This window comes from Haloarcula sp. MBLA0163, from assembly GCF_055632435.1.
This window is the reverse complement of record NZ_CM145745.1, coordinates 2,050,940-2,067,811: the sequence shown is the minus strand read 5'-3', so window position 1 is coordinate 2,067,811 and position 16,872 is coordinate 2,050,940. Positions and strand designations below refer to the sequence as shown.

Annotated in this window: 27 protein-coding genes; 13 read left to right on the top strand and 14 right to left on the bottom strand. The window is 68.1% G+C overall.

The features are described 5' to 3' along the window. Positions 1-24 precede the first annotated feature (24 nt). The 5 genes from ACV7GQ_RS11060 to dapA all read right to left on the bottom strand — a co-directional run bounded on the left by ACV7GQ_RS11060 (position 25) and on the right by dapA (position 3,567). A complete protein-coding gene (locus ACV7GQ_RS11060; RefSeq protein WP_470310297.1) occupies positions 25-558 on the bottom strand; it encodes a hypothetical protein in 534 nt (177 codons plus the stop codon). A 178-nt stretch (positions 559-736) separates the two neighbouring features. Beyond that, positions 737-1,576, bottom strand: coding sequence for a 2,3,4,5-tetrahydropyridine-2,6-dicarboxylate N-succinyltransferase (locus tag ACV7GQ_RS11055; protein WP_470310296.1), 840 nt, complete (start codon positions 1,574-1,576; stop codon positions 737-739). A 105-nt stretch (positions 1,577-1,681) separates the two neighbouring features. Further along, the gene (locus tag ACV7GQ_RS11050; protein WP_268899037.1) at positions 1,682-1,810 is read right to left on the bottom strand and encodes a hypothetical protein; all 129 of its coding nucleotides are present in this window, start codon (positions 1,808-1,810) and stop codon (positions 1,682-1,684) included. A 75-nt stretch (positions 1,811-1,885) separates the two neighbouring features. Continuing rightward, a complete protein-coding gene (gene dapB / locus ACV7GQ_RS11045) occupies positions 1,886-2,644 on the bottom strand; it encodes a 4-hydroxy-tetrahydrodipicolinate reductase (RefSeq protein WP_470310295.1) in 759 nt (252 codons plus the stop codon). Beyond that, positions 2,641-3,567, bottom strand: coding sequence for a 4-hydroxy-tetrahydrodipicolinate synthase (dapA, locus tag ACV7GQ_RS11040; protein ID WP_470310294.1), 927 nt, complete (start codon positions 3,565-3,567; stop codon positions 2,641-2,643). The genes dapB and dapA overlap by 4 nt, the downstream gene beginning before the upstream one ends. 272 nt (positions 3,568-3,839) lie before the next feature. Between dapA and ACV7GQ_RS11035 the strand changes: the two genes are divergently transcribed. Continuing rightward, the gene (locus tag ACV7GQ_RS11035) at positions 3,840-4,337 is read left to right on the top strand and encodes a LabA-like NYN domain-containing protein (RefSeq protein WP_470310293.1); all 498 of its coding nucleotides are present in this window, start codon (positions 3,840-3,842) and stop codon (positions 4,335-4,337) included. Positions 4,338-4,380: 43 nt separating this feature from the next. Here the strand turns inward: ACV7GQ_RS11035 and ACV7GQ_RS11030 are convergent, their stop codons facing one another. Continuing rightward, positions 4,381-4,563, bottom strand: a complete 183-nt coding sequence (locus tag ACV7GQ_RS11030) for a DUF8178 family membrane protein (protein ID WP_220616769.1) — start codon at positions 4,561-4,563, stop codon at positions 4,381-4,383. 174 nt (positions 4,564-4,737) lie between these two features. Here ACV7GQ_RS11030 and ACV7GQ_RS11025 point away from each other — a divergent pair, with 174 nt between their 5' ends. The 6 genes from ACV7GQ_RS11025 (at position 4,738) to ACV7GQ_RS11000 (ending at position 7,694) form a co-directional block, all read left to right on the top strand. Next, entirely contained in the window at positions 4,738-5,208 is a 471-nt protein-coding gene (locus ACV7GQ_RS11025; RefSeq protein WP_470310292.1) for a PUA domain-containing protein, read from the top strand. A 36-nt stretch (positions 5,209-5,244) separates the two neighbouring features. Beyond that, positions 5,245-5,703 carry a hypothetical protein gene (locus ACV7GQ_RS11020; protein WP_470310291.1) on the top strand — a complete coding sequence of 153 codons (459 nt, stop codon included), beginning with the start codon at positions 5,245-5,247 and terminating at the stop codon, positions 5,701-5,703. A 180-nt stretch (positions 5,704-5,883) separates the two neighbouring features. Then, complete coding sequence (locus tag ACV7GQ_RS11015; protein ID WP_470310290.1) at positions 5,884-6,279, top strand: nascent polypeptide-associated complex protein; 396 nt, start codon at positions 5,884-5,886, stop codon at positions 6,277-6,279. Between the two features lies 1 nt (position 6,280). Next, positions 6,281-7,003, top strand: coding sequence for a methyltransferase domain-containing protein (locus ACV7GQ_RS11010; RefSeq protein WP_470310289.1), 723 nt, complete (start codon positions 6,281-6,283; stop codon positions 7,001-7,003). A 77-nt stretch (positions 7,004-7,080) separates the two neighbouring features. Beyond that, positions 7,081-7,290 carry a hypothetical protein gene (locus tag ACV7GQ_RS11005; RefSeq protein ID WP_470310288.1) on the top strand — a complete coding sequence of 70 codons (210 nt, stop codon included), beginning with the start codon at positions 7,081-7,083 and terminating at the stop codon, positions 7,288-7,290. Next, a complete protein-coding gene (locus ACV7GQ_RS11000; RefSeq protein WP_470310287.1) occupies positions 7,287-7,694 on the top strand; it encodes a hypothetical protein in 408 nt (135 codons plus the stop codon). Before ACV7GQ_RS11005 ends, ACV7GQ_RS11000 begins: the two co-directional genes overlap by 4 nt. On the opposite strand, the gene ACV7GQ_RS10995 is transcribed toward ACV7GQ_RS11000, so the two are convergent. The 3 genes from ACV7GQ_RS10995 to ACV7GQ_RS10985 are packed head-to-tail and all read right to left on the bottom strand — an operon-like array spanning position 7,675 to position 9,691. Continuing rightward, entirely contained in the window at positions 7,675-8,286 is a 612-nt protein-coding gene (locus tag ACV7GQ_RS10995) for a DUF6517 family protein (RefSeq protein ID WP_470310286.1), read from the bottom strand. The two genes, ACV7GQ_RS11000 and ACV7GQ_RS10995, sit on opposite strands and share 20 nt — an antisense overlap. Before the next feature lie 9 nt (positions 8,287-8,295). Continuing rightward, a complete protein-coding gene (locus ACV7GQ_RS10990) occupies positions 8,296-8,622 on the bottom strand; it encodes a transcription factor S (RefSeq protein WP_470310285.1) in 327 nt (108 codons plus the stop codon). Between the two features lie 49 nt (positions 8,623-8,671). After that, positions 8,672-9,691, bottom strand: coding sequence for a cell division protein CdpA domain-containing protein (locus ACV7GQ_RS10985; RefSeq protein WP_470310284.1), 1,020 nt, complete (start codon positions 9,689-9,691; stop codon positions 8,672-8,674). A 139-nt stretch (positions 9,692-9,830) separates the two neighbouring features. Here ACV7GQ_RS10985 and ACV7GQ_RS10980 point away from each other — a divergent pair, with 139 nt between their 5' ends. After that, the gene (locus ACV7GQ_RS10980; RefSeq protein WP_470310283.1) at positions 9,831-10,115 is read left to right on the top strand and encodes a DUF5789 family protein; all 285 of its coding nucleotides are present in this window, start codon (positions 9,831-9,833) and stop codon (positions 10,113-10,115) included. On the opposite strand, the gene ACV7GQ_RS10975 is transcribed toward ACV7GQ_RS10980, so the two are convergent. From ACV7GQ_RS10975 to nreA, 4 genes are all read right to left on the bottom strand, one after another. Continuing rightward, complete coding sequence (locus ACV7GQ_RS10975) at positions 10,116-10,340, bottom strand: hypothetical protein (RefSeq protein WP_470310282.1); 225 nt, start codon at positions 10,338-10,340, stop codon at positions 10,116-10,118. Positions 10,341-10,382: 42 nt separating this feature from the next. Next, complete coding sequence (locus tag ACV7GQ_RS10970) at positions 10,383-10,556, bottom strand: hypothetical protein (protein WP_470310281.1); 174 nt, start codon at positions 10,554-10,556, stop codon at positions 10,383-10,385. A 77-nt stretch (positions 10,557-10,633) separates the two neighbouring features. Further along, a complete protein-coding gene (locus ACV7GQ_RS10965) occupies positions 10,634-10,813 on the bottom strand; it encodes a hypothetical protein (protein ID WP_470310280.1) in 180 nt (59 codons plus the stop codon). A 47-nt stretch (positions 10,814-10,860) separates the two neighbouring features. Further along, positions 10,861-12,156 carry a DNA repair protein NreA gene (nreA, locus tag ACV7GQ_RS10960; protein ID WP_470310279.1) on the bottom strand — a complete coding sequence of 432 codons (1,296 nt, stop codon included), beginning with the start codon at positions 12,154-12,156 and terminating at the stop codon, positions 10,861-10,863. A gap of 101 nt (positions 12,157-12,257) precedes the next feature. Here nreA and ACV7GQ_RS10955 point away from each other — a divergent pair, with 101 nt between their 5' ends. The 3 genes from ACV7GQ_RS10955 to ACV7GQ_RS10945 are packed head-to-tail and all read left to right on the top strand — an operon-like array spanning position 12,258 to position 13,839. Continuing rightward, positions 12,258-12,653 (top strand): hypothetical protein, encoded by a 396-nt coding sequence (locus ACV7GQ_RS10955; protein ID WP_470310278.1) that lies wholly within the window; start codon positions 12,258-12,260, stop codon positions 12,651-12,653. 45 nt (positions 12,654-12,698) lie between these two features. Next, positions 12,699-13,292, top strand: a complete 594-nt coding sequence (rnhA, locus tag ACV7GQ_RS10950) for a ribonuclease HI (RefSeq protein WP_470310277.1) — start codon at positions 12,699-12,701, stop codon at positions 13,290-13,292. Continuing rightward, positions 13,285-13,839: a DUF7108 family protein gene (locus ACV7GQ_RS10945; RefSeq protein WP_470310276.1), complete on the top strand. Its 555-nt coding sequence runs from the start codon at positions 13,285-13,287 to the stop codon at positions 13,837-13,839. The genes rnhA and ACV7GQ_RS10945 overlap by 8 nt, the downstream gene beginning before the upstream one ends. 5 nt (positions 13,840-13,844) lie before the next feature. Here ACV7GQ_RS10945 and ACV7GQ_RS10940 read toward each other — a convergent pair whose 3' ends face one another. After that, positions 13,845-14,204, bottom strand: coding sequence for a PadR family transcriptional regulator (locus ACV7GQ_RS10940; RefSeq protein ID WP_470310275.1), 360 nt, complete (start codon positions 14,202-14,204; stop codon positions 13,845-13,847). 355 nt (positions 14,205-14,559) lie between these two features. Between ACV7GQ_RS10940 and ACV7GQ_RS10935 the strand changes: the two genes are divergently transcribed. Next, positions 14,560-15,093 carry an inorganic diphosphatase gene (locus ACV7GQ_RS10935; protein ID WP_470313158.1) on the top strand — a complete coding sequence of 178 codons (534 nt, stop codon included), beginning with the start codon at positions 14,560-14,562 and terminating at the stop codon, positions 15,091-15,093. A 375-nt stretch (positions 15,094-15,468) separates the two neighbouring features. Next, positions 15,469-16,812 (top strand): alkaline phosphatase family protein, encoded by a 1,344-nt coding sequence (locus ACV7GQ_RS10930; protein ID WP_470310274.1) that lies wholly within the window; start codon positions 15,469-15,471, stop codon positions 16,810-16,812. The last annotated feature ends 60 nt before the right edge of the window (positions 16,813-16,872 follow it).

The window sequence follows — 16,872 nt, the reverse complement described above, 5'->3', positions numbered from 1 at the left end:
CAAGGGTTCCGCTTCGATAGCTCCTCACGGCATACTCTCTGCGGTCTCGACGCCCGTCCGCAGTCGGCCCCGAACGACGGCATAGGTCGCCCCGAGGAGGACGCCGTAGACGACGTGAGCGACGCCGACCGAGACGACGACGAGGAAGGTACCGAGTAGCCCCGGGAGCGGCACCAGTGGCTCCGGGAACGACTGGACGCCCAGTGCTTGCATCGAGACGGGCAACAACACCCCGGTCGAGAGCAGACCGATAGCCGCGGCGTAGACGACCCCCGCCGCGACGCACTCGCGGACGGTCGTCGTCTGCTCGCTTATCCACGGGTGCGAGACGATGATACTGAACACGACACCGGCGAGGACGCTGTTCAGGAGGTGGACGGCCCACCCACCGACCACCGTCGGCCACCCGTACAGTGCGCCAACGAACGGCATGAGGTTCGCGCCGGCGTGGAACACGATACCCATCCCGACGCCGGCGACGGCTCCACCGGCGACGCCCGCGCTCCACTCGTACCGGAGCGAGTGGACGAACCGTGACGTGACGAGTCGCTCGCTCATACCGACGACTATGCGAGTTGGTAACAAATATACAACAGATAGTGTACGACGGCGTCCGTGTGGGTAACGCGCGCTTACGCTCGGCCGACCGCTGTGACCGCGGGCCGTCGACCCTCGCGACTCGCGCCTGCCGTCGGTCGTCCCGCGCGTGGACGGTGGGCGCTGGTCTCGCCCCTCGTTAGTCCCGAAGCGCGTCCTCTCGCTCGGTCGCCTCCAGCGTCTCCTCCTCGACGTCGGTGGCGACGACGGCCGGCTTGTACGCCCCGCCGGGGATGAGGTCGTTGTCGCCGACCGAGGAGTCGACGAAGCGCTGGAACGCCCGGCGCTCGGGCGGCAGTTCGCCGTAGATGACCTCGTCCTCCACGAGGTCGTAGACGGGGATGCGCGGGGTCAGGAGCGTGTTCTCGCCGACGACGCTTCCCTCGCCGACGACGAACCCGCTCGTCACCCGACAGCCGGCACCCAGCGAGACATCGTCCTCGACGATGACCGGGGCGCTCTCGACCGGTTCGAGGACGCCGCCGATGAGCGTGTTCGCGCCGAGCTTGACGTTCTCGCCTATCTGGGCACAGGAGCCGACGGTGTCACAGGAGTCGATGAGGGTCCCGTCGCCGACGTGCGCGCCGATGTTGACGAAGGAGGGCGACATCATGATGCAGTCCTCGCCGAGGTACGCGCCGCGGCGGATGGTCGTCCCGTCCGGCGTGTTCCGGGTACCGCGCTCGCCGAGGTCGGCGGTGTCCCGGAGCGGGAGCACGTCGTGGTACTCGACGTCGCCGTACTCTCTGGCGTGGGTCTTCCGGAAGGCGAAGTTGAGCAGGATGCCCCGCTTGACCCACTCGTTGGCCTGCCACTCGCCGTCGACCTTCTCGGCCGCGCGGACGTCGCCGTTCTCGAGTGCGGTGAGGAAGGCGTCGAGCGTGTCCAGCTGCGGCGGTTCGATGTCGTCGACCGTCGCGCCCTGTTCGTACGCCGTCCAGAGGTCCCCGATGTTCTGTTCGAGGTCTTGTCCGAGCATCTTGGGCGTCGGTACCGTCTCCGAACGTATAGCGACCGGGGATTTCGACCGGTCGCGGCGACGACACCGGCTGGGGAGAATCCGCGTTCGAGAACCGTGCGTGTCTCAGTCCGCGCCCTGTCCCGGCACGTAGCCGCAGTCGGGACAGAGACCGACGCTGGTCGCGATCTCGAACTCGCCGGAACAGTGCGGGCACTTCGACGCTGGCAGTCGGCTGCTGTGGTTCGTAGCCATACCTGTGAGTCCGGCGGTGTGTCGTATAAGGCTATGCTATATATTGACGAAACTGTATAAGGTCGTGGAAGGTGCCTACGAGGCGTCGACGACCGAACCGAACTCGTACCGGCCGGGGTCACGGCCGACGAGCCACGTCGCCGCGTCGAGCGCGCCCGCCGCGAAGACGCCGCGGTCCTCCGCGCGGTGGGCGAGGGTCACCACCTCGTCGTTGCCGGCGAGGACGAGTTCGTGTTCGCCGCGGATGTCCCCGGCCCGACGGGCGAAGACGCCGATCTCGTCGTCCTCGCGGGGCGCGTGGCCTTCGCGGCCGTACACCGGTTCGACGTCCCGCTCGGCCTGGATGGTCTCCAGGATGCTGTTGGCCGTCCCCGAGGGCGCGTCGACCTTCCCGTTGTGGTGGCTCTCCAGCAGCTCGAGGTCGTAGTCGTCCAGCGCGCGGACGGCCTCGCCGACGAGGCGCTGGAGCACCTGGATGCCCTGCGAGAAGTTGCTCGCCTTCAGGAGCGGCACCTCGGCACTGACGGCGTCGAGTCGGTCGCGGCCGTCCTCGTCGAACCCCGTAGTGCCGACGACCATCGCGACGCCCGTCTCGGCGCAGGCCTCGGCGACGGTCAGCGCACCCTCCGGGACCGCGAAGTCCACGACGGCGTCCACGTCGTACTCGACGAGAGCGTCGGCGGCCGCGTCGGGGTGGACGACCGGGACGCCGTGGGCCGACTCGACGTCGCTCGTGGCGAACCCGACGACGACCTCGACGTCGCGGTCGGCCGCCGCCTCCACGACGGCCCCGCCCATCCGACCCGTGATACCGTTGACGGCGACCCGTGTCATCGTTCCCGCTCCGCGTACTCGTCCTCGAGGTCCTCGTTCTCCAGCATCATGAGCACGTCACGCAGGTCGTCGAGGTGTTCCTCGGAGAGGCGCGTCAGCGGCGACCGGACGTTGGCGGGCCCGTAGCCGCGGATGCGCATGGCCTCCTTCACCGGGATGGGGTTCGTCTCGACGAACATCGCCCGGAACAGCGGGCCGAGTTCGTGGTGGAGCGAGCGTGCGCGCTCGTAGTCCTCCGCCAGCGCCGCGCCGACCATGGCGCAGGTCCGCTCGGGTTCGATGTTCGCCGAGACGGAGATACAGCCGTGGCCGCCCACCGAGAGGATGGGCAGGGTCATGCCGTCGTCGCCCGACAGCACCGCGAACGCCTCGTCGCGCGTGCGCTCGATGATCTCGGAGATCTGGTTCATGTCGCCGCTGGCTGCCTTGTACGCGCGGATGTTCTCGTGACCCGCCAGTTCGACGGCCGTGTCCGGTTCGATGTTGCGCCCGGTCCGCGAGGGGACGTTGTAGACGATCTGCGGGCAGTCCACCTCGTCGGCGATGGTGGTGTAGTGGTCGACGAGGCCCTGCTGTTCGGGCTTGTTGTAGTACGGCGAGATGAGGAGCAGGGCGTCGGCGCCGGCGTCGACCGCACGCCGAGAGAGCGAGAGGGCCTCGCGAGTGTTGTTCGACCCGGTGCCGGCGATGACCGGCACGTCGTCGACGGCGTCGACGACCGCCTCGACGACTTCGACGTGTTCGTCGTGGGTCATCGTCGCGGACTCGCCCGTCGAGCCGACCGGGACGAGGCCGTCGACGCCGGCCGCTTCGAGTCGCTGGGCGTCCTCTCGGAGTGTTTCGAAGTCGATACTGCGTTCGTCGTCGTCGTTGAACGGCGTGCACATCGCGGGATAGACGCCGCGGAAGTCGAGGTCTGTCATTGCTGAGTGGTGTGGTGTCGCTGTGGGATATGTGGTCCGGTTGGAGACGGTGCGAGAGAAGTCGACCCGGGACGGGGGCGCTACGCCCGCCGCGAGTCAGTAGCGGTGCGTGCGCTTCGGTTTGGCGACGACACAGACGCCGCTCGCGACCGGCCGGCCCGTCGCGTCGAGGCGCCGTGGCATACACGAGTGACAGACCGTGAGGGACTTAGCTGTTGTGTTCCGCCCACCGCATCCGAAAACCTATCCGAGCGCGGACGCCAACACCGAGTATGACCGTATCACACCCGGGCCAGCGCGTGGCCGTTCTCGCGGACGCGCAGAACCTCTACCACACCGCCCGGAGTCTCTACACGCGGAACATCGACTACTCGGCCCTGCTCGAGGAGGCCGTCGACGGTCGCGAACTCACCCGTGCCATCGCCTACGTCATCCGTGCGGACTCGCCCGAGGAGGAGACGTTCTTCGACGCGCTCGTCGACATCGGCTTCGAGACGCGCATCAAGGACATCAAGACGTTCGAGGACGGGTCGAAGAAGGCCGACTGGGACGTCGGGATGAGCCTGGACGCCGTCACGCTGGCGAAACACAACGACGCCGTCGTCCTCTGTACCGGGGACGGCGACTTCGCGAGGGTCTGTCGCTACGTCCGGCACGAGGGGTGTCGCATCGAGGCGATGGGCTTCGAGGAGTCCTCCTCCGAGGACCTGAAAGGCGCCGTCGACGGCTTCGTCGACCTGAGCGAGGACCCGGACCGGTTCCTGCTGTAGTCGTCACTCGCGAGCGTTGTGTCCGGGAGAAGGGTCGGAGGCGTCAGACCGGACGGCCGTCTTCGGAGGTGCCCACGAGGAGCGCGCCCGCCGCCAGCCCCAGCGCCGCGACGCCGGCGGCGACGGCCGGGATGGCGACGTCTATCGGTCCTGTCCCGAGGATGAGCGCCGTGCTGACGAACAGCAGCAGCGCGCCCAGCATCACTTTCCGGTTGTCGGTAGCCATTGTACCTCTCACTTCGCGTTCATCCGGTATAAATTTCCCCAAAACCGACGGAAGAGAGTGCGTTAGACAGTCACAAACACCACAGTATCACGGGATTCCATCAACACTCTATCACGAACGCGGGGGTGCCGTCGGACCGAAAGGCGGTTGTCGCCCCGGGGGCGAACACCGCCCATGAGCGACAGCGAGTTCCGTGGCCTCCGTCGCGGGGCCGACTACCAGTTCGGCCGCGGCGCGGGCCGAGCCCTGTTCCCGTCGGCCGACGCCGTCGAGGTAACGCATACCAGCTCCGGCCGACCGCGGCAGGTCATCGCCGACCAGGGCCGTCTGGTCACCTACGGCACCGACGGCCGCTACACGCTGGGGCTGACCGGCGGCCGCCGCCTCCAGGCCCACTTCGAGGCGCCGCGCCACCGCGTCGTCGTCGGCGACGAGAGCGAACCGTTCGTCCGCGAGGGGCGCAACGCCTTCGCGAAGTTCGTCCAGCGGGCCGACCCCGGCCTGCGGCCCGGCGACGAGGCGCTCGTCGTCCACGAGGACGGCGACCTGCTGGCCGTCGGCCGCGCGGAACTGCCGGGCCACGGCATGGCCGACTTCGAGACGGGGATGGCCGTGAAGGTCCGCCGCGGGGCCGACGGCGACTGAGACAAAGCACTTACGCCGTCGACCGGAAGCGCCGACATGCGCCGCCGGCAGGTCCTCACGGCCGCCGCCCTCTCCGTCGCATCGCTCGCCGGGTGCACCGGCCCCGGGTCGCCGGACGAGACGCCGACCGGCGAACCGACGGACACGTCGTCACCGACCGACACCGACACCGACATGGACACGGTGACGCCCGCCCCGGACGACCCGATTCTGTTCGTCGTCAGCAACGGCGCCGACGTCGAGCGGACCGTGTCGCTGACGCTCACGCGGACCGACCAGACGTTCATCGACGAGTCGGTGACGCTCGCTCCCGGCGCCTCACGGGAGTTCGACAGCCGCATCCGGTCGCCCGGCGACTACGAACTCGCGGTGGCCGTCGAGAACGGACCGCAGCGAACGATGACGCTCGCCATCGGTTCCTACGACGTCCGGATGGGGTCGAACCACTTCGTCGACGTCGGTGCGGACGGAATCAACGTCTACTGGGAGGAGTGACGACCGGGAGGCGTCGGCGAACACCCGCTCGCGTCCTCTCAGCTCCCGGACGCCGACGGTCACACGGTGTGTCGCGGGACAGTCGTCGGCTCTCCACCGGTCGCGGAACTGCGCGCCCGACGCCCCCGCCGAAGACGGTGGGTCGCTAGCCTTTTTTACCCAGAACGCGCAGTCCAGAGTATGTTTGGAGGCGGCGGCGGGGGCATGAACCCGCGCAAGATGAAGCAGATGATGGAACAGATGGGCATCGACATGGACGACATCGATGCCGAAGAGGTAATCATCCGGACACCCGACGAGGAGCTCGTCTTCACCGACGCGGAGGTCCAGTTGATGGAGGCGCAGGGCCAGAAGACCTACCAGGTCGTCGGCGACCCGGAGTCCCGTGAGCGCGGCGCCGCGAGCGATGCCGAGAGCGCCGACGAGGGCGACGCGGCCAGCGACGACGGGAACGTCGTCGATGCCGACGACGTCGAGCTCGTCTCGATGCGGACCGGCGTGGACGAGGAGACGGCCCGCGAGGCCCTCGAAGAGAACGACGGCGACCTCGCGGACGCCGTCGACCAGCTGGAGTAGCGTGTCCTACCTGTTCGTCCACGAGGACCGCGAGTACCTGCTGGACCCGGGCGAGCGCTTCGAGTCCGACCTCGGCATCCTCGAGGTCCCCGAGGACGTCGCGCCCGGCGACGTCGTCGAGACGCATCTGGGCACCGGCTTCACCGTCCGCCGCCTCCGCGGCCCGGACCTGTTCAACCACCTCGAACGGACCGGCGCGCCGATGATGCCCCGCGACGTGGGCCTCGTCGTCGGCAAGACGGGCGTCGCCGCGGGCGACCGGGTCCTCGACGCGGGGACCGGCACCGGCATCCTCAGCGCGTACATGGGCCGACTGGGCGCCGACGTGGTGACCTACGAGAGAGACCCGGACTTCGCCGAGGTGGCCCGCCAGAACATGGCGGTCGCGGGCGTCGAGGACGCCGTCGAGGTCCGGACCGGCGACGTGACCGACGATCTCGACGACCTCTCGGGGTTCGACGTCGTGACGCTCGACACCGAGGACGCGCCGACCGTCGTCGAGCGAACGCCGACGCTGCTCGACCGGGGCGGGTCCCTCGCGGTGTACTCGCCGTTCGTCGAGAACACGCGCGCGGCCGTCGCGGCCGCCGAGGAGGTGGGGCTGGAGCAGATAGAGACGCTGGACACCATCCAGCGAGAGATGGACTTCGACGACAGGGGGTCCCGCCCTGCCACCGGCGGCGTCGGACACACGGGCTATCTCACGTTCGCCAGACGGCCCTGAAATTTCAGGCCCGAACTCCCCCTCCCCGACTAGTTGGGCCGTGGTTTCAAGCCCCATTGACACGTATGACCGATTGCATGAGCGAAGCCGAAGCTCCAGACGAGACGACGACGTGGCCCGAACTCGCGATCGGACTGTACGACCGACTCACCGGCCGTAACGCGGAGATAACCTACGAGTTCGAGGACATGGAGGTCGACGTACCGAGCAAGACCGGCGACGACGCCGACTACGCACACTGGCGCGTCGACGGCACGCTGACTGTTACTACCCGCGAGAACGAGTGACTACGACCACCGAGCGAGGCCGGCGTGAACCCATCGAGACGGTCGCGGAGCTACTGGACGCCCTCGACAGCCGGCCGTCGCTCGCCGTCGAGGCCGACCTCGACGTCGAGGTGGCGGGCCACGGCCTCTCCGTAGTCGGCTACGACGACGTCGTCACCGTCGACGTGTCGTCGCTCCCCGCCGCGCTCTCGCTCTGGCGACAGGTCCCGGTCGAGACGATGGACGCGGCGGCCGCGCTCGCCTCCGTCGGTCTGACCGCCGAACTGGCCGTCCGCGGCGTCCCAGTCGCACGCGTCGGCGACGCCGCCGACCCGAGCGCCGTCGCTCGCCGCCTGGGGCTCGGCCCCGTCGAACTCGTCCCCGAGGGGCCGCTCCTCGCCGTCCTCACTCGACGGCGCGGATGAGCGAGAGCAGCTCGTCGCGGTAGTCGCGTGGTTGTCGCCGGAGTCGGTCCGGCGGGTCCGACAGACCCAGCGTCTCGCCGACCGCCTCGTTCGGATAGGCACCCGCGGCGATGCGGAACCCGTCGCCGTGCCACACCCCGACCCAGCCGGTTATCGAGAGCGTCGTGTCGGCCGCCGGGAGCGGCATCGACGCCGTGTACTCCCGCAGTCTGGCCCGGTCGCCGCTGTCGGTCCGGACCCGCTCTCGCCGGCCGCGGTCGACGTTCTCGAAGCCACGGTCACGCAGCTCGTCGGCGAACGTCGAGTTGGCCTCCGAGCGGACCGTCGGGAGGATCATGGCCGGGCCGATGCCCGGGGCCAGCGGGGGCCGGAAGGTCAGCGCCGTCGCGAAGAAGAAGCGCCACTGGTGGTCGATACCGGTGGCGGCCTCGACGGCCTCGCGCGTCCGCACGTCGTCGTACAGTTCGGTCGCGCCGACGACGCTGGCCGTCGGCAGCTTGAACACCGTCTCGACGCTCTCGTCGGTCAGTTCCCACCCCTCGTCGTGCAGGCGGTCAGCGGGAACGTCCGGGAACGAGGCGTCGTCGGACACACTACCGCCTCAGTGGTCGTCCTCGCGCCACTTGTGCTCGCACTCGGTGCAGGTGAAGAAGCGCGTCTCGGACTCGTCGGCGGCCCGGATCTGTTTCATCTCGTAGAAGGCACGTTCGTTGCCACACTCGGGACAGCGGGCACCGGTCGTCGGTCCCATGTCCTCGGCCTCGACCTCGGAGGTGTCGACGACCTCGGACTCCTCCTGGCCCTGCGTGGTGACGGCCATCTCCCGTTCGGCGTCGGCGTTGCGCGCCTTCTCGTAGCCACAGCTCTCGCAGAGCCACATATCGCCCTCTGTCTTCATCATCGAACCGCAGTCGTCGCAGAACTCCATTGTTGTCCATCCGTAGGCAACGCGCCCGTGTTAAACACCCGGGTTCGGCTCAGCCGTTGTCGACCCACGCCGGACACGGGTCCATGTCGTCCAGTTTCTCCTCGTGGAACGTACAGTACGGTTCGACGTCGTCGCCGTCCATGACGTACTGGAAGTGCCGGCAGTTGCCACAGTAGTTGTCGGGTTCGCCACGGTGGACGGCTGTCTCCGTGATGGGGTCCTGTCCGGTGTGTGGCGTGGTCCCCCCGTCCGTGCTGTGGGACGACTCCGGTCCGGCACTGGCGACGCTCGGGTCGAGGTCGTGCTCCGACGGGCCGGTTCGCGCCGCCCGCTGACGGCCCTCGTCGGCCGACTGCCCACCGCCGCGCCCTGGGCCGGTCGGGGAGGCCGTCTCGCCAGGTCCGCCCGAGCCGGTCGGCGACCGGAGCACCTCGCTCCCGTCGCCGCCGTCGCTGACGGTGCCACGCCCCTCGTCACGTCGGTTCGTCTGGGTCTCCACGCCACCGTCGGGGTCGTCGCCGAAGAAGCCGATACCGCCCATCCCGGGGATGGAGCGGGCCTCCTCGACGAGTTCGATAGTGCCCTCCTCGGTGACCTCCATCCGGGCAGTGCCGCCCGGCGACTTCCGGGTGTTGAACGTCGCGAGCGCCGCGAACAGACACCAGAAGGTCGTCAGGACGCCGGCGGCGTAGACGATGCTGGTCCCCAGCGCCTGCAGCGGCGCGTTCGTCATCCAGTCGTACGGGTAGATGTGCTGGAAGACGGCGACGCCGAGCAGCGAGACGCTCGCCCCGAGCACCGCCGTCGCCCGGATTCGTCTGCTGGCCGGGAGGACCGCGAAGACGCCGAGGACGACGGCCGGGAGGCCGACGCCCGCGAGGATGCCGGCGGCCCGCCGGCCGGCGTACTCCCCAGTGCCGACCGTCACCCCCACGTCCGTCGTCGCCAGCGCGATGGCGGCGACGAGTCCGGCGACCCCCCCGAGGAACAGCCCCGACCCGACGAGCTGTTGGCGGCGCGACGCGACGCGGCCGACCTCCCCCTCGTAGACGTCCGTCAAACTGGTCATAGGGGCCTCTAGGACGGCGTTCCCCAAAACTACCCGTCAGACGGGCGCATGACGTGCGCGCGAGCGACGCGCGGAGGCGCCGCCAGCGGGCCGCTCACATTCCGAAAGCACTAATCGGGCCGGCGGGAACAGTTCGGGTATGAGCGACGACGACAGCGAGGAGGAGGCGCCGGCCGTCGAACTCGGTTCGGGTCCCGACGTAGAGGGGGCACCGCTGGCCCGCGTCACCGCACGGCTCACGTGGGGCATCGAACACAGTACGGTCGTCGACCGCGAGGGCGACACCACCATCAGGACGCCCGACGGGCCGCAGGAACTGGCCGAGGTCATGGCGGACGTCGACGAACCGTACTTCGCCGACCGCCACGAGTTCGAGGCCGCGGTGCGAGAGGTCGTCGGCACCGGTCCGGTCCCGACCGAGTGACTACGCCGACTCGTCGTCGGCGCGCTGGTCTTCTGGGGACGTCTCGTCCGCGTCCACCGTCGGGTCCGCGGGCGTCCCGACCACGTCCTTCCGGTCGTCCCACTGGTCGCGAGTGAGATAGAGGGCGATACCGAGGACGACGAGGACCGGCACCACCATCGCCAGCAGCAGGAGGAGGACGACGACCAACCCGCCGGGGTCCGGCCCCTGCAGTAGCAGATACATGGCTGGGGGTAACACGGGTGGGCTCAAACCGCTTTTGCGACGCTATCGCATGTTCTCGAGCGAGCGGACCGTGTCGGAGATGAGCCACGCCGTCTCGACGTCGGGCGACTCGATGCTGAGCGCACAGAACGAGTCGCGGCCGTCGTCGACGGTGATGTGGTAGGCCTGACTCGTCAGCTCCTCTGCCGGGGCGGTGTCTGCGGGCTGAGGGGACACACCGGAACTCACGGATTCGGACGGTTAAACCAGTCGATTCGGGCCACAGCGGCCGTGAGTCGCCGACTCACTGTCTCCTACTCGACACGCTCGGTCCCGTCGCCGTCGGCCATCTCGGCCCGACCGCGTCGCTTTCCGAACAGGTACGCGACGACGACGAGGGCGAGCGGGACGACGAGGAACAGCATCATCACGAACAGGACGAGCAGTTCTATCCCGCCGGGCAGGCCGGGAAACAGGAGGAGGGGAGGGCGCATACGTCACCGTACCGACGAGCGCGGCTTAACCGTTGGGACGCCGCCCCTCAGAAGTCCGAGAGCTGTGACTGGAGGCCGGCGACCAGTTCGGACTTCCGGCGGAGCGCACCCGTGCTCACCGGGAGCTGGTCGCTCACCGCCGAGAGCGTCTCGCGGAACGACTGGCCCACGCCGGGTTCGCCGTCGAACGCGTTGCGGACCCCCTCGCGGACCTGCCAGACGCCGACGGGCGCCCAGTAGTCGTCGGTGATCTCCCGCAGGACGAGACACTTCGCCTGTCGCCCGCGCTCCTGCAGGTGCTCGAGGACGCCCAACCGGGCGGCGTAGTACGCACCGGCCGTCTCCTCGACGTACCCCGTCCTTCCCTCGTACCCCTCGTGCGCGCTGGACATGTAGTAGCCCGTGCCCGGCCGGGGGTTCCAGACGCTTTCGGGCGCCTTCATCTCGACCAGTTCGAACTCCCAGCGGCCGGGCGCCAGCAGGACCCAGTAGCGGTTCCCCATGTACTCGTTGTACCACACCTCGGGCTTGTCGATGGTGTCGCTGTTGCGCGTCGTCCCGCGGAGGTACTGGCCGACGGTGTCGTCGACGGCGGTGATGGACCACCTGGTCGGCACGAGCGACCGCTCGCTGGCTTGTCCCAGCGCCCCGGCCGAGAGGATGGTGTTGATGTCGTAGACGTCGAAGCCCCGCCGGTAGAGGTACGTCATCGCCCCTTCGGCCTGCCAGTCGTCGTCCGAGAGGGTCTTCTCGACCGGTCTGGGGATGTGGGGGTTCTCCGCGAGGTCGGCGCCGGTCGCGTGGGCCCGCGGCCCGGTCGGTGTCCCCACGTCGTCGAACTGCACGTCCAGTTCCGGCGTCCCGTCGAGGCCGACCTCGACGTCGACCGGGTGGTCGGCGATGGCGACCTCGCGCTGGACGCCGACGAACCCGTTCCAGACGTCGTAGGCACCACCCGCGTCGCTCCCGCGGCGACCCCCCGTACTCACGGCGTCGACGGCGGTCGGTCGGGTCGAGTTGAGCATCCCCGTCCGTCGCTGGAGGACGTCCTCGATGCCGAGGCCGGCCTCGTACCACTCGCTACTGGTGGCGAACCCCTCGGCGGCGGCGTCGCGGTCGACGGGCGAGAGCAGGCCCGTCGAGACGTTCGGGTAGCCCGACCGACCGACGAATATCTCGGGGGCAGTCGAGCCGAACAGGGCGTCGCCCTGCACCGTCTCCTCGAACTGCCGCTCGACGTCCTCGAGATGGTCGGTGATGGCGTAGGACTTCTCCTCGGCGAGGCGGCGCTTCTCCGCGGCCGCGTCGCGTTCGAACCCCTCGATGAACTCGTCGAGCTGCATCTACCCACGGTTCGATCCTGTCGGGCATGAACCTGTCCCCGACGGACCTGCGTGAACAAGTATTACGTACCTGGACTCAGTAACAACAGGTGATATAAATCATGATCAACGTCACGAAGTGGCTCGGCGTGGTCGGCACCGTCGCGGCGATAGCGATCATCCTGCTGCCCTCGGTGTTCCCGGTGCCGCACACGCAGGCGCTCGGGAACCTCCTGCTCGGCGAGATCGCCGCACTCACCGTCGGTCACTCCGCGTACCGCGCGGCGTCGACGAAACAGGCCGCACCGGCGGCCGCCGTGGGGGCGCTCGTCGCCGGGCTGTTGCTGACGGTGTCGCCGATACTCCTGTACCCCGTCGACCCGTTCCTGACGCTGATGCTCCTGCTGGGGCTGGTCGTCACGGCGAGCGCGGTGGCCTCGCTGGCCGAGCGCTACGTGCTGGGCGAGGAGGGCCGGGAGACCGGCGCCCAGCGCATCGCGAAGCGGTCCGGCAACTAGGGCGGACCACAACGGTTTTTGCGGCTCCCGGGCGCTTCTCGAACGATGCCGGTCATAGAGTGCGACGAGAGTGTCGCCCGAGCGCAGTTAGCCGACGCTGGCGTCAGTATCGAGGCGGGCAACACCGACCACGAGCGCTGGCGGGCGGAGTACGGCGGCGCCACCGCGGTCGCCTACGAGGGGAAGGTCGTCGTGCAGGGCGAGGACACGGCCAGACTGGAGGCACTCCTGCGTGGCGGGGACGGGGGACGGGTGCACGCCTACTTCGACGGCGCGTGTCGCGGCAACCCCGGCCCGGCGTCGGTCGGGTACGTGCTGGTCGACGACAGCGGTATCGTCGCCGAGGGCGGCGAGACCATCGGCCGCGCGACCAACAACCAGGCCGAGTACGCAGCGCTCGTCAAGGTCCTCGAGGTCGCCGCCGACTTCGGGTTCGACGAGGTGCACGTCCGCGGGGACTCGGAGCTCATCGTCAAGCAGGTCCGCGGCGAGTGGAACACGAACGACCCGGACCTCCGCGAGCAACGCGTCCGGGTCCGCGAACTGCTCGCGCAGTTCGACGAGTGGGACATCGAGCACGTTCCGCGAGAGATAAACGACCGCGCGGACAAACTAGCCAACGACGCACTCGATGACTGACCTGCCAAGCGAGACGGTCGACGAGGTGGAACGACTCACCGAACTCGCCCGCGACGCGGTCGACGAGGACGAAGCGGCGGCCTACCGGGCCGAACGCGAGTCGCTCCTCGACGACCACGGGTACACGTCGCGGATTCGAGAGGAGGACACCGGCGAGGTGCTCGTCTGTCACCCCGCCGAGTGGGTCGAGGACGGCGTCATCCGACCCGACCGCGTCGAGGACACCGACCGCGGCGTCGAAATCCGACTGTCCGGGCCCGAGGACCCGGACGAGTGGGACACCGTCGACGAGGCCAACCGGGCCGTCGTCGAGGCGGTTCGCGCCGACCACGGGGAGGCTCACGGCGCGACGGCCGACGCGCTCGCCGACTTCATGGGGAACCACTACGCGAAGCCTATCGCCGACGCGACGCCCGACGAACTGCGTGAGTTCCGCGAGGAGTACTTCCCGCGGAACGTCTGGCCGACAGACGAACAGCGGGCGCTCCTCGAAGAGTCCGTTCGTCTGACCGTCGAAAAAGCCGGTGGACGGGTACCGGAGCGGTAAGCCGTCTATTCCTGCGCGTCGACGAGGTCGCGGAGTTCGTCGGCGCGGTCCTCACCGGTGACGAACTTCGAGAACTCCCAGCCGAGCTGGTCGAGGACGGCGTCCTTGCCGTCGTCGGTCAGCGAGTACTGGTTGGTACGCTTGTCCAGCTCGCTCTTCTCGACCAGCCCCATCTCGACGAGGTCGTCGAGGTTGGGGTACAGACGGCCGTGGTTGACCTCGTCGCTGTAGTACTCCTCGAGTTCCCGCTTGATAGCGAGACCGTATCGCGGCTCCTCTGCGAGGATGACGAGGATGTTCTGTTGGAACGCGGTCAGGTCCTTTGCAACGCCGGGGCTGCCCTTGATGGATTGTGCCTCTGACATGGTTAGCTAAATGTCATCAAGCTATTTAACACTTGTTAACTTCGACGTACGGACGATTACGACCGGACGACGGGGACCCATATCTCACGTAGCAACAACTATCGAAAACACGGTATGTGTTGTGGCTGTACGGCCGAAACGGGTCCGGTCGTCGGCGCGTAGGGTGTGACTGAACCGGACGCTGGCGCCTGTTAGATAATCGTGCAAGAGTACTGGATAAATACTTTGCGCCTTCCGAAGCACGCCGGACGGCCCCGACGCCACTGTGGCCCGACCACCACCGGACTCCGGCGCGCTCCCTCGCTCCGGGACGATTACGAAAGTAACTTTTGACGCCGCCGCGCAGTCGCGGGTGATGACGAACCTCTGGGAAGACCTCGAGACCGGACCGAACCCGCCCGAAGAGATCTACGCCGTCGTCGAGTGCCTCAAGGGCGAGCGCAACAAGTACGAGTACGACAAGGACGTCCCCGGCGTCGTCCTCGACCGCGTGCTCCACTCCAACGTCCACTACCCCTCCGACTACGGCTTCATCCCGCAGTCGTACTACGACGACGAGGACCCCTTCGACGTCCTCGTCCTCGTCGAGGACCAGACGTTCCCGGGCTGTATCATCGAGGCCCGTCCCGTCGCCCTGATGAAGATGGACGACGACGGCGAACAGGACGACAAGGTCATCGCCGTCCCCACCGAGGACCCGCGCTACGACCACATCGAGGACCTCGACGACATCCCCCAGCAGCAACTCGACGAGATAGACGAGTTCTTCGCGACGTACAAGAACCTCGAAGAGGGCAAGGAAGTCGAGACGCTGGGATGGGAGGACAAACAGGCCGCGATGGACGCCATCAAGCACGCTCAGGACCTCTACGACGAGCACTTCAACTGACCTCGCCCGACGCCAGCTTCTCGCCGGTCGCGTCGCCGTCCACGTCAGCCGCTGCACCCGCTCGCGAGACGCGAGGTATGTCCGCAGATAATATCGGCAGGCGTTGCCGATTATGTATGAGCATGGGTAATCTTTTCAGCGTGGCGGCCGGTGGTACGGACACGATGGCAACCGACCAGTCCGAGACGACGCTGGCCGACCCCGCAGGCGGACCGGAGCGAGAGGACCCGACGACGCCGGGAATCGCACACCTGACGGTTGTCCCGGAGAACGCCGAGCGGTAGGCGGGTCGGCGGCGGCGACGAGCGTCTTGCCGGTGTCAGTGACAGAGCCACGAAAAGAAGCTTCTTGTCCCCGACCGGTCTAACGACGGGCATGGGTCTATTCGACCGTCTGAAAGGTGACGACGCCCCCCGCGTCGCCTTCTTCGGCATCGACGGCGTGCCGTACAGCCTCATCGACGAGCATCCGGACGTGTTCCCGAACCTCACCGAACTCAAGACGGAGGGCAGCGGCGGCCCCATCGACAGCATCGTGCCGCCCGAGTCGAGCGCCTGCTGGCCCGCCCTGACGACGGGGGTCAACCCCGGCGAGACCGGCGTCTACGGCTTCCAGGACCGCGAAGTCGGCTCCTACGACACGTACGTCCCCATGGGTCGGGACGTACAGGCCACGCGCCTCTGGGACCGGGTGACCGACGATGGCCGCGACGCGACGGTGCTGAACGTCCCGGTGACGTTCCCGCCCCAGCGCAACGTCCAGCGGATGGTCTCCGGCTTCCTCTCGCCCGGCGTCGACAAGGCCGCCTACCCGGACGAACTCCGTGACCGGCTCGAGGAGACGAACTACCGCATCGACGTCAACGCCAAGCTGGGCCACGACGAGGACAAGACGGAGTTCGTCGAGGACGCCCACGAGACGCTGGAGAAGCGCTACGAGACGTTCTCGCACTACGTCCAGCAGGACGACTGGGACCTCTTCTTCGGCGTGTTCATGACCACGGACCGGGTCAACCACTTCCTGTTCAAGCACTACGAGCAGGACGGCGAGTACCAGCAGGAGTTCTTCGACTTCTACAGGAAGGTCGACGAGTACCTCGGGCGGCTCCGCGAGCAGCTCGCCGACGACGTGACGATGGTCGTCGCCTCCGACCACGGCTTCACCACGCTTGAGTACGAGGTCCACTTCAACGAGTGGCTCGAACAGGAGGGGTGGCTGGAGTACGAGACCGACGACCACTCCGAACTCGGCGACATCGGCGAGGACGCTCAGGCCTACTCGCTCATCCCGGGTCGGTTCTACATCAACTTAGACGGCCGCGAACCGAACGGTGGCGTCCCGGAGGAGGAGTACGAGTCGGTCCGGGCCGACCTCAAGGAGAAAATCGAGGCTCTCGAGGGACCGAACGGCAAGAAGGTCGCCGACCGCGTGGTCACCCGCGAGGACGCGTTCCGCGGCGACCACGACGACATCGCACCGGACCTCGTCGTCGTCCCGAACCACGGCTTCGACCTCAAGGCCGGGTTCAAGGGGAGCGAGGAGGTCTTCGACGTCGGCCCGCGTAACGGGATGCACTCGTTCGACAACGCGACGCTCCTCGTCGACGACGCCGACGCGCGCATCGACGACGCCGACCTCTACGACATCGCGCCGACGATCCTGGACCTGCTGGAGCACGACTACGACCGGACGGAGTTCGACGGCAGCAGTCTGGTCTGAGACGCTCTCCGTCCGCGGGCCGGACGTCGCTGGTCTGGACCGGCTCGCTGAGAACCCGCT

What these genes read in the sequence shown, in the direction of transcription:
- ACV7GQ_RS11055 (WP_470310296.1), bottom strand. Translation starts at nt 1,576, where the DNA reads ATGCTCGGACAAGACCTCGAACAGAACATCGGGGACCTCTGGACGGCG.
- ACV7GQ_RS11030 (WP_220616769.1), bottom strand. Translation starts at nt 4,563, where the DNA reads ATGGCTACCGACAACCGGAAAGTGATGCTGGGCGCGCTGCTGCTGTTC.
- ACV7GQ_RS10945 (WP_470310276.1), top strand. Translation starts at nt 13,285, where the DNA reads ATGACTGACCTGCCAAGCGAGACGGTCGACGAGGTGGAACGACTCACC.
- ACV7GQ_RS10975 (WP_470310282.1), bottom strand. Translation starts at nt 10,340, where the DNA reads ATGTATCTGCTACTGCAGGGGCCGGACCCCGGCGGGTTGGTCGTCGTC.
- nreA (WP_470310279.1), bottom strand. Translation starts at nt 12,156, where the DNA reads ATGCAGCTCGACGAGTTCATCGAGGGGTTCGAACGCGACGCGGCCGCG.
- ACV7GQ_RS11035 (WP_470310293.1), top strand. Translation starts at nt 3,840, where the DNA reads ATGACCGTATCACACCCGGGCCAGCGCGTGGCCGTTCTCGCGGACGCG.
- ACV7GQ_RS10940 (WP_470310275.1), bottom strand. Translation starts at nt 14,204, where the DNA reads ATGTCAGAGGCACAATCCATCAAGGGCAGCCCCGGCGTTGCAAAGGAC.
- ACV7GQ_RS10990 (WP_470310285.1), bottom strand. Translation starts at nt 8,622, where the DNA reads ATGGAGTTCTGCGACGACTGCGGTTCGATGATGAAGACAGAGGGCGAT.
- dapB (WP_470310295.1), bottom strand. Translation starts at nt 2,644, where the DNA reads ATGACACGGGTCGCCGTCAACGGTATCACGGGTCGGATGGGCGGGGCC.
- dapA (WP_470310294.1), bottom strand. Translation starts at nt 3,567, where the DNA reads ATGACAGACCTCGACTTCCGCGGCGTCTATCCCGCGATGTGCACGCCG.
- ACV7GQ_RS10935 (WP_470313158.1), top strand. Translation starts at nt 14,560, where the DNA reads ATGACGAACCTCTGGGAAGACCTCGAGACCGGACCGAACCCGCCCGAA.
- ACV7GQ_RS11025 (WP_470310292.1), top strand. Translation starts at nt 4,738, where the DNA reads ATGAGCGACAGCGAGTTCCGTGGCCTCCGTCGCGGGGCCGACTACCAG.
- ACV7GQ_RS11060 (WP_470310297.1), bottom strand. Translation starts at nt 558, where the DNA reads ATGAGCGAGCGACTCGTCACGTCACGGTTCGTCCACTCGCTCCGGTAC.
- ACV7GQ_RS11015 (WP_470310290.1), top strand. Translation starts at nt 5,884, where the DNA reads ATGTTTGGAGGCGGCGGCGGGGGCATGAACCCGCGCAAGATGAAGCAG.
- ACV7GQ_RS11020 (WP_470310291.1), top strand. Translation starts at nt 5,245, where the DNA reads ATGCGCCGCCGGCAGGTCCTCACGGCCGCCGCCCTCTCCGTCGCATCG.
- rnhA (WP_470310277.1), top strand. Translation starts at nt 12,699, where the DNA reads ATGCCGGTCATAGAGTGCGACGAGAGTGTCGCCCGAGCGCAGTTAGCC.
- ACV7GQ_RS10930 (WP_470310274.1), top strand. Translation starts at nt 15,469, where the DNA reads ATGGGTCTATTCGACCGTCTGAAAGGTGACGACGCCCCCCGCGTCGCC.
- ACV7GQ_RS10980 (WP_470310283.1), top strand. Translation starts at nt 9,831, where the DNA reads ATGAGCGACGACGACAGCGAGGAGGAGGCGCCGGCCGTCGAACTCGGT.
- ACV7GQ_RS10985 (WP_470310284.1), bottom strand. Translation starts at nt 9,691, where the DNA reads ATGACCAGTTTGACGGACGTCTACGAGGGGGAGGTCGGCCGCGTCGCG.
- ACV7GQ_RS11050 (WP_268899037.1), bottom strand. Translation starts at nt 1,810, where the DNA reads ATGGCTACGAACCACAGCAGCCGACTGCCAGCGTCGAAGTGCCCGCAC.
- ACV7GQ_RS10955 (WP_470310278.1), top strand. Translation starts at nt 12,258, where the DNA reads ATGATCAACGTCACGAAGTGGCTCGGCGTGGTCGGCACCGTCGCGGCG.
- ACV7GQ_RS10965 (WP_470310280.1), bottom strand. Translation starts at nt 10,813, where the DNA reads ATGCGCCCTCCCCTCCTCCTGTTTCCCGGCCTGCCCGGCGGGATAGAA.
- ACV7GQ_RS11005 (WP_470310288.1), top strand. Translation starts at nt 7,081, where the DNA reads ATGAGCGAAGCCGAAGCTCCAGACGAGACGACGACGTGGCCCGAACTC.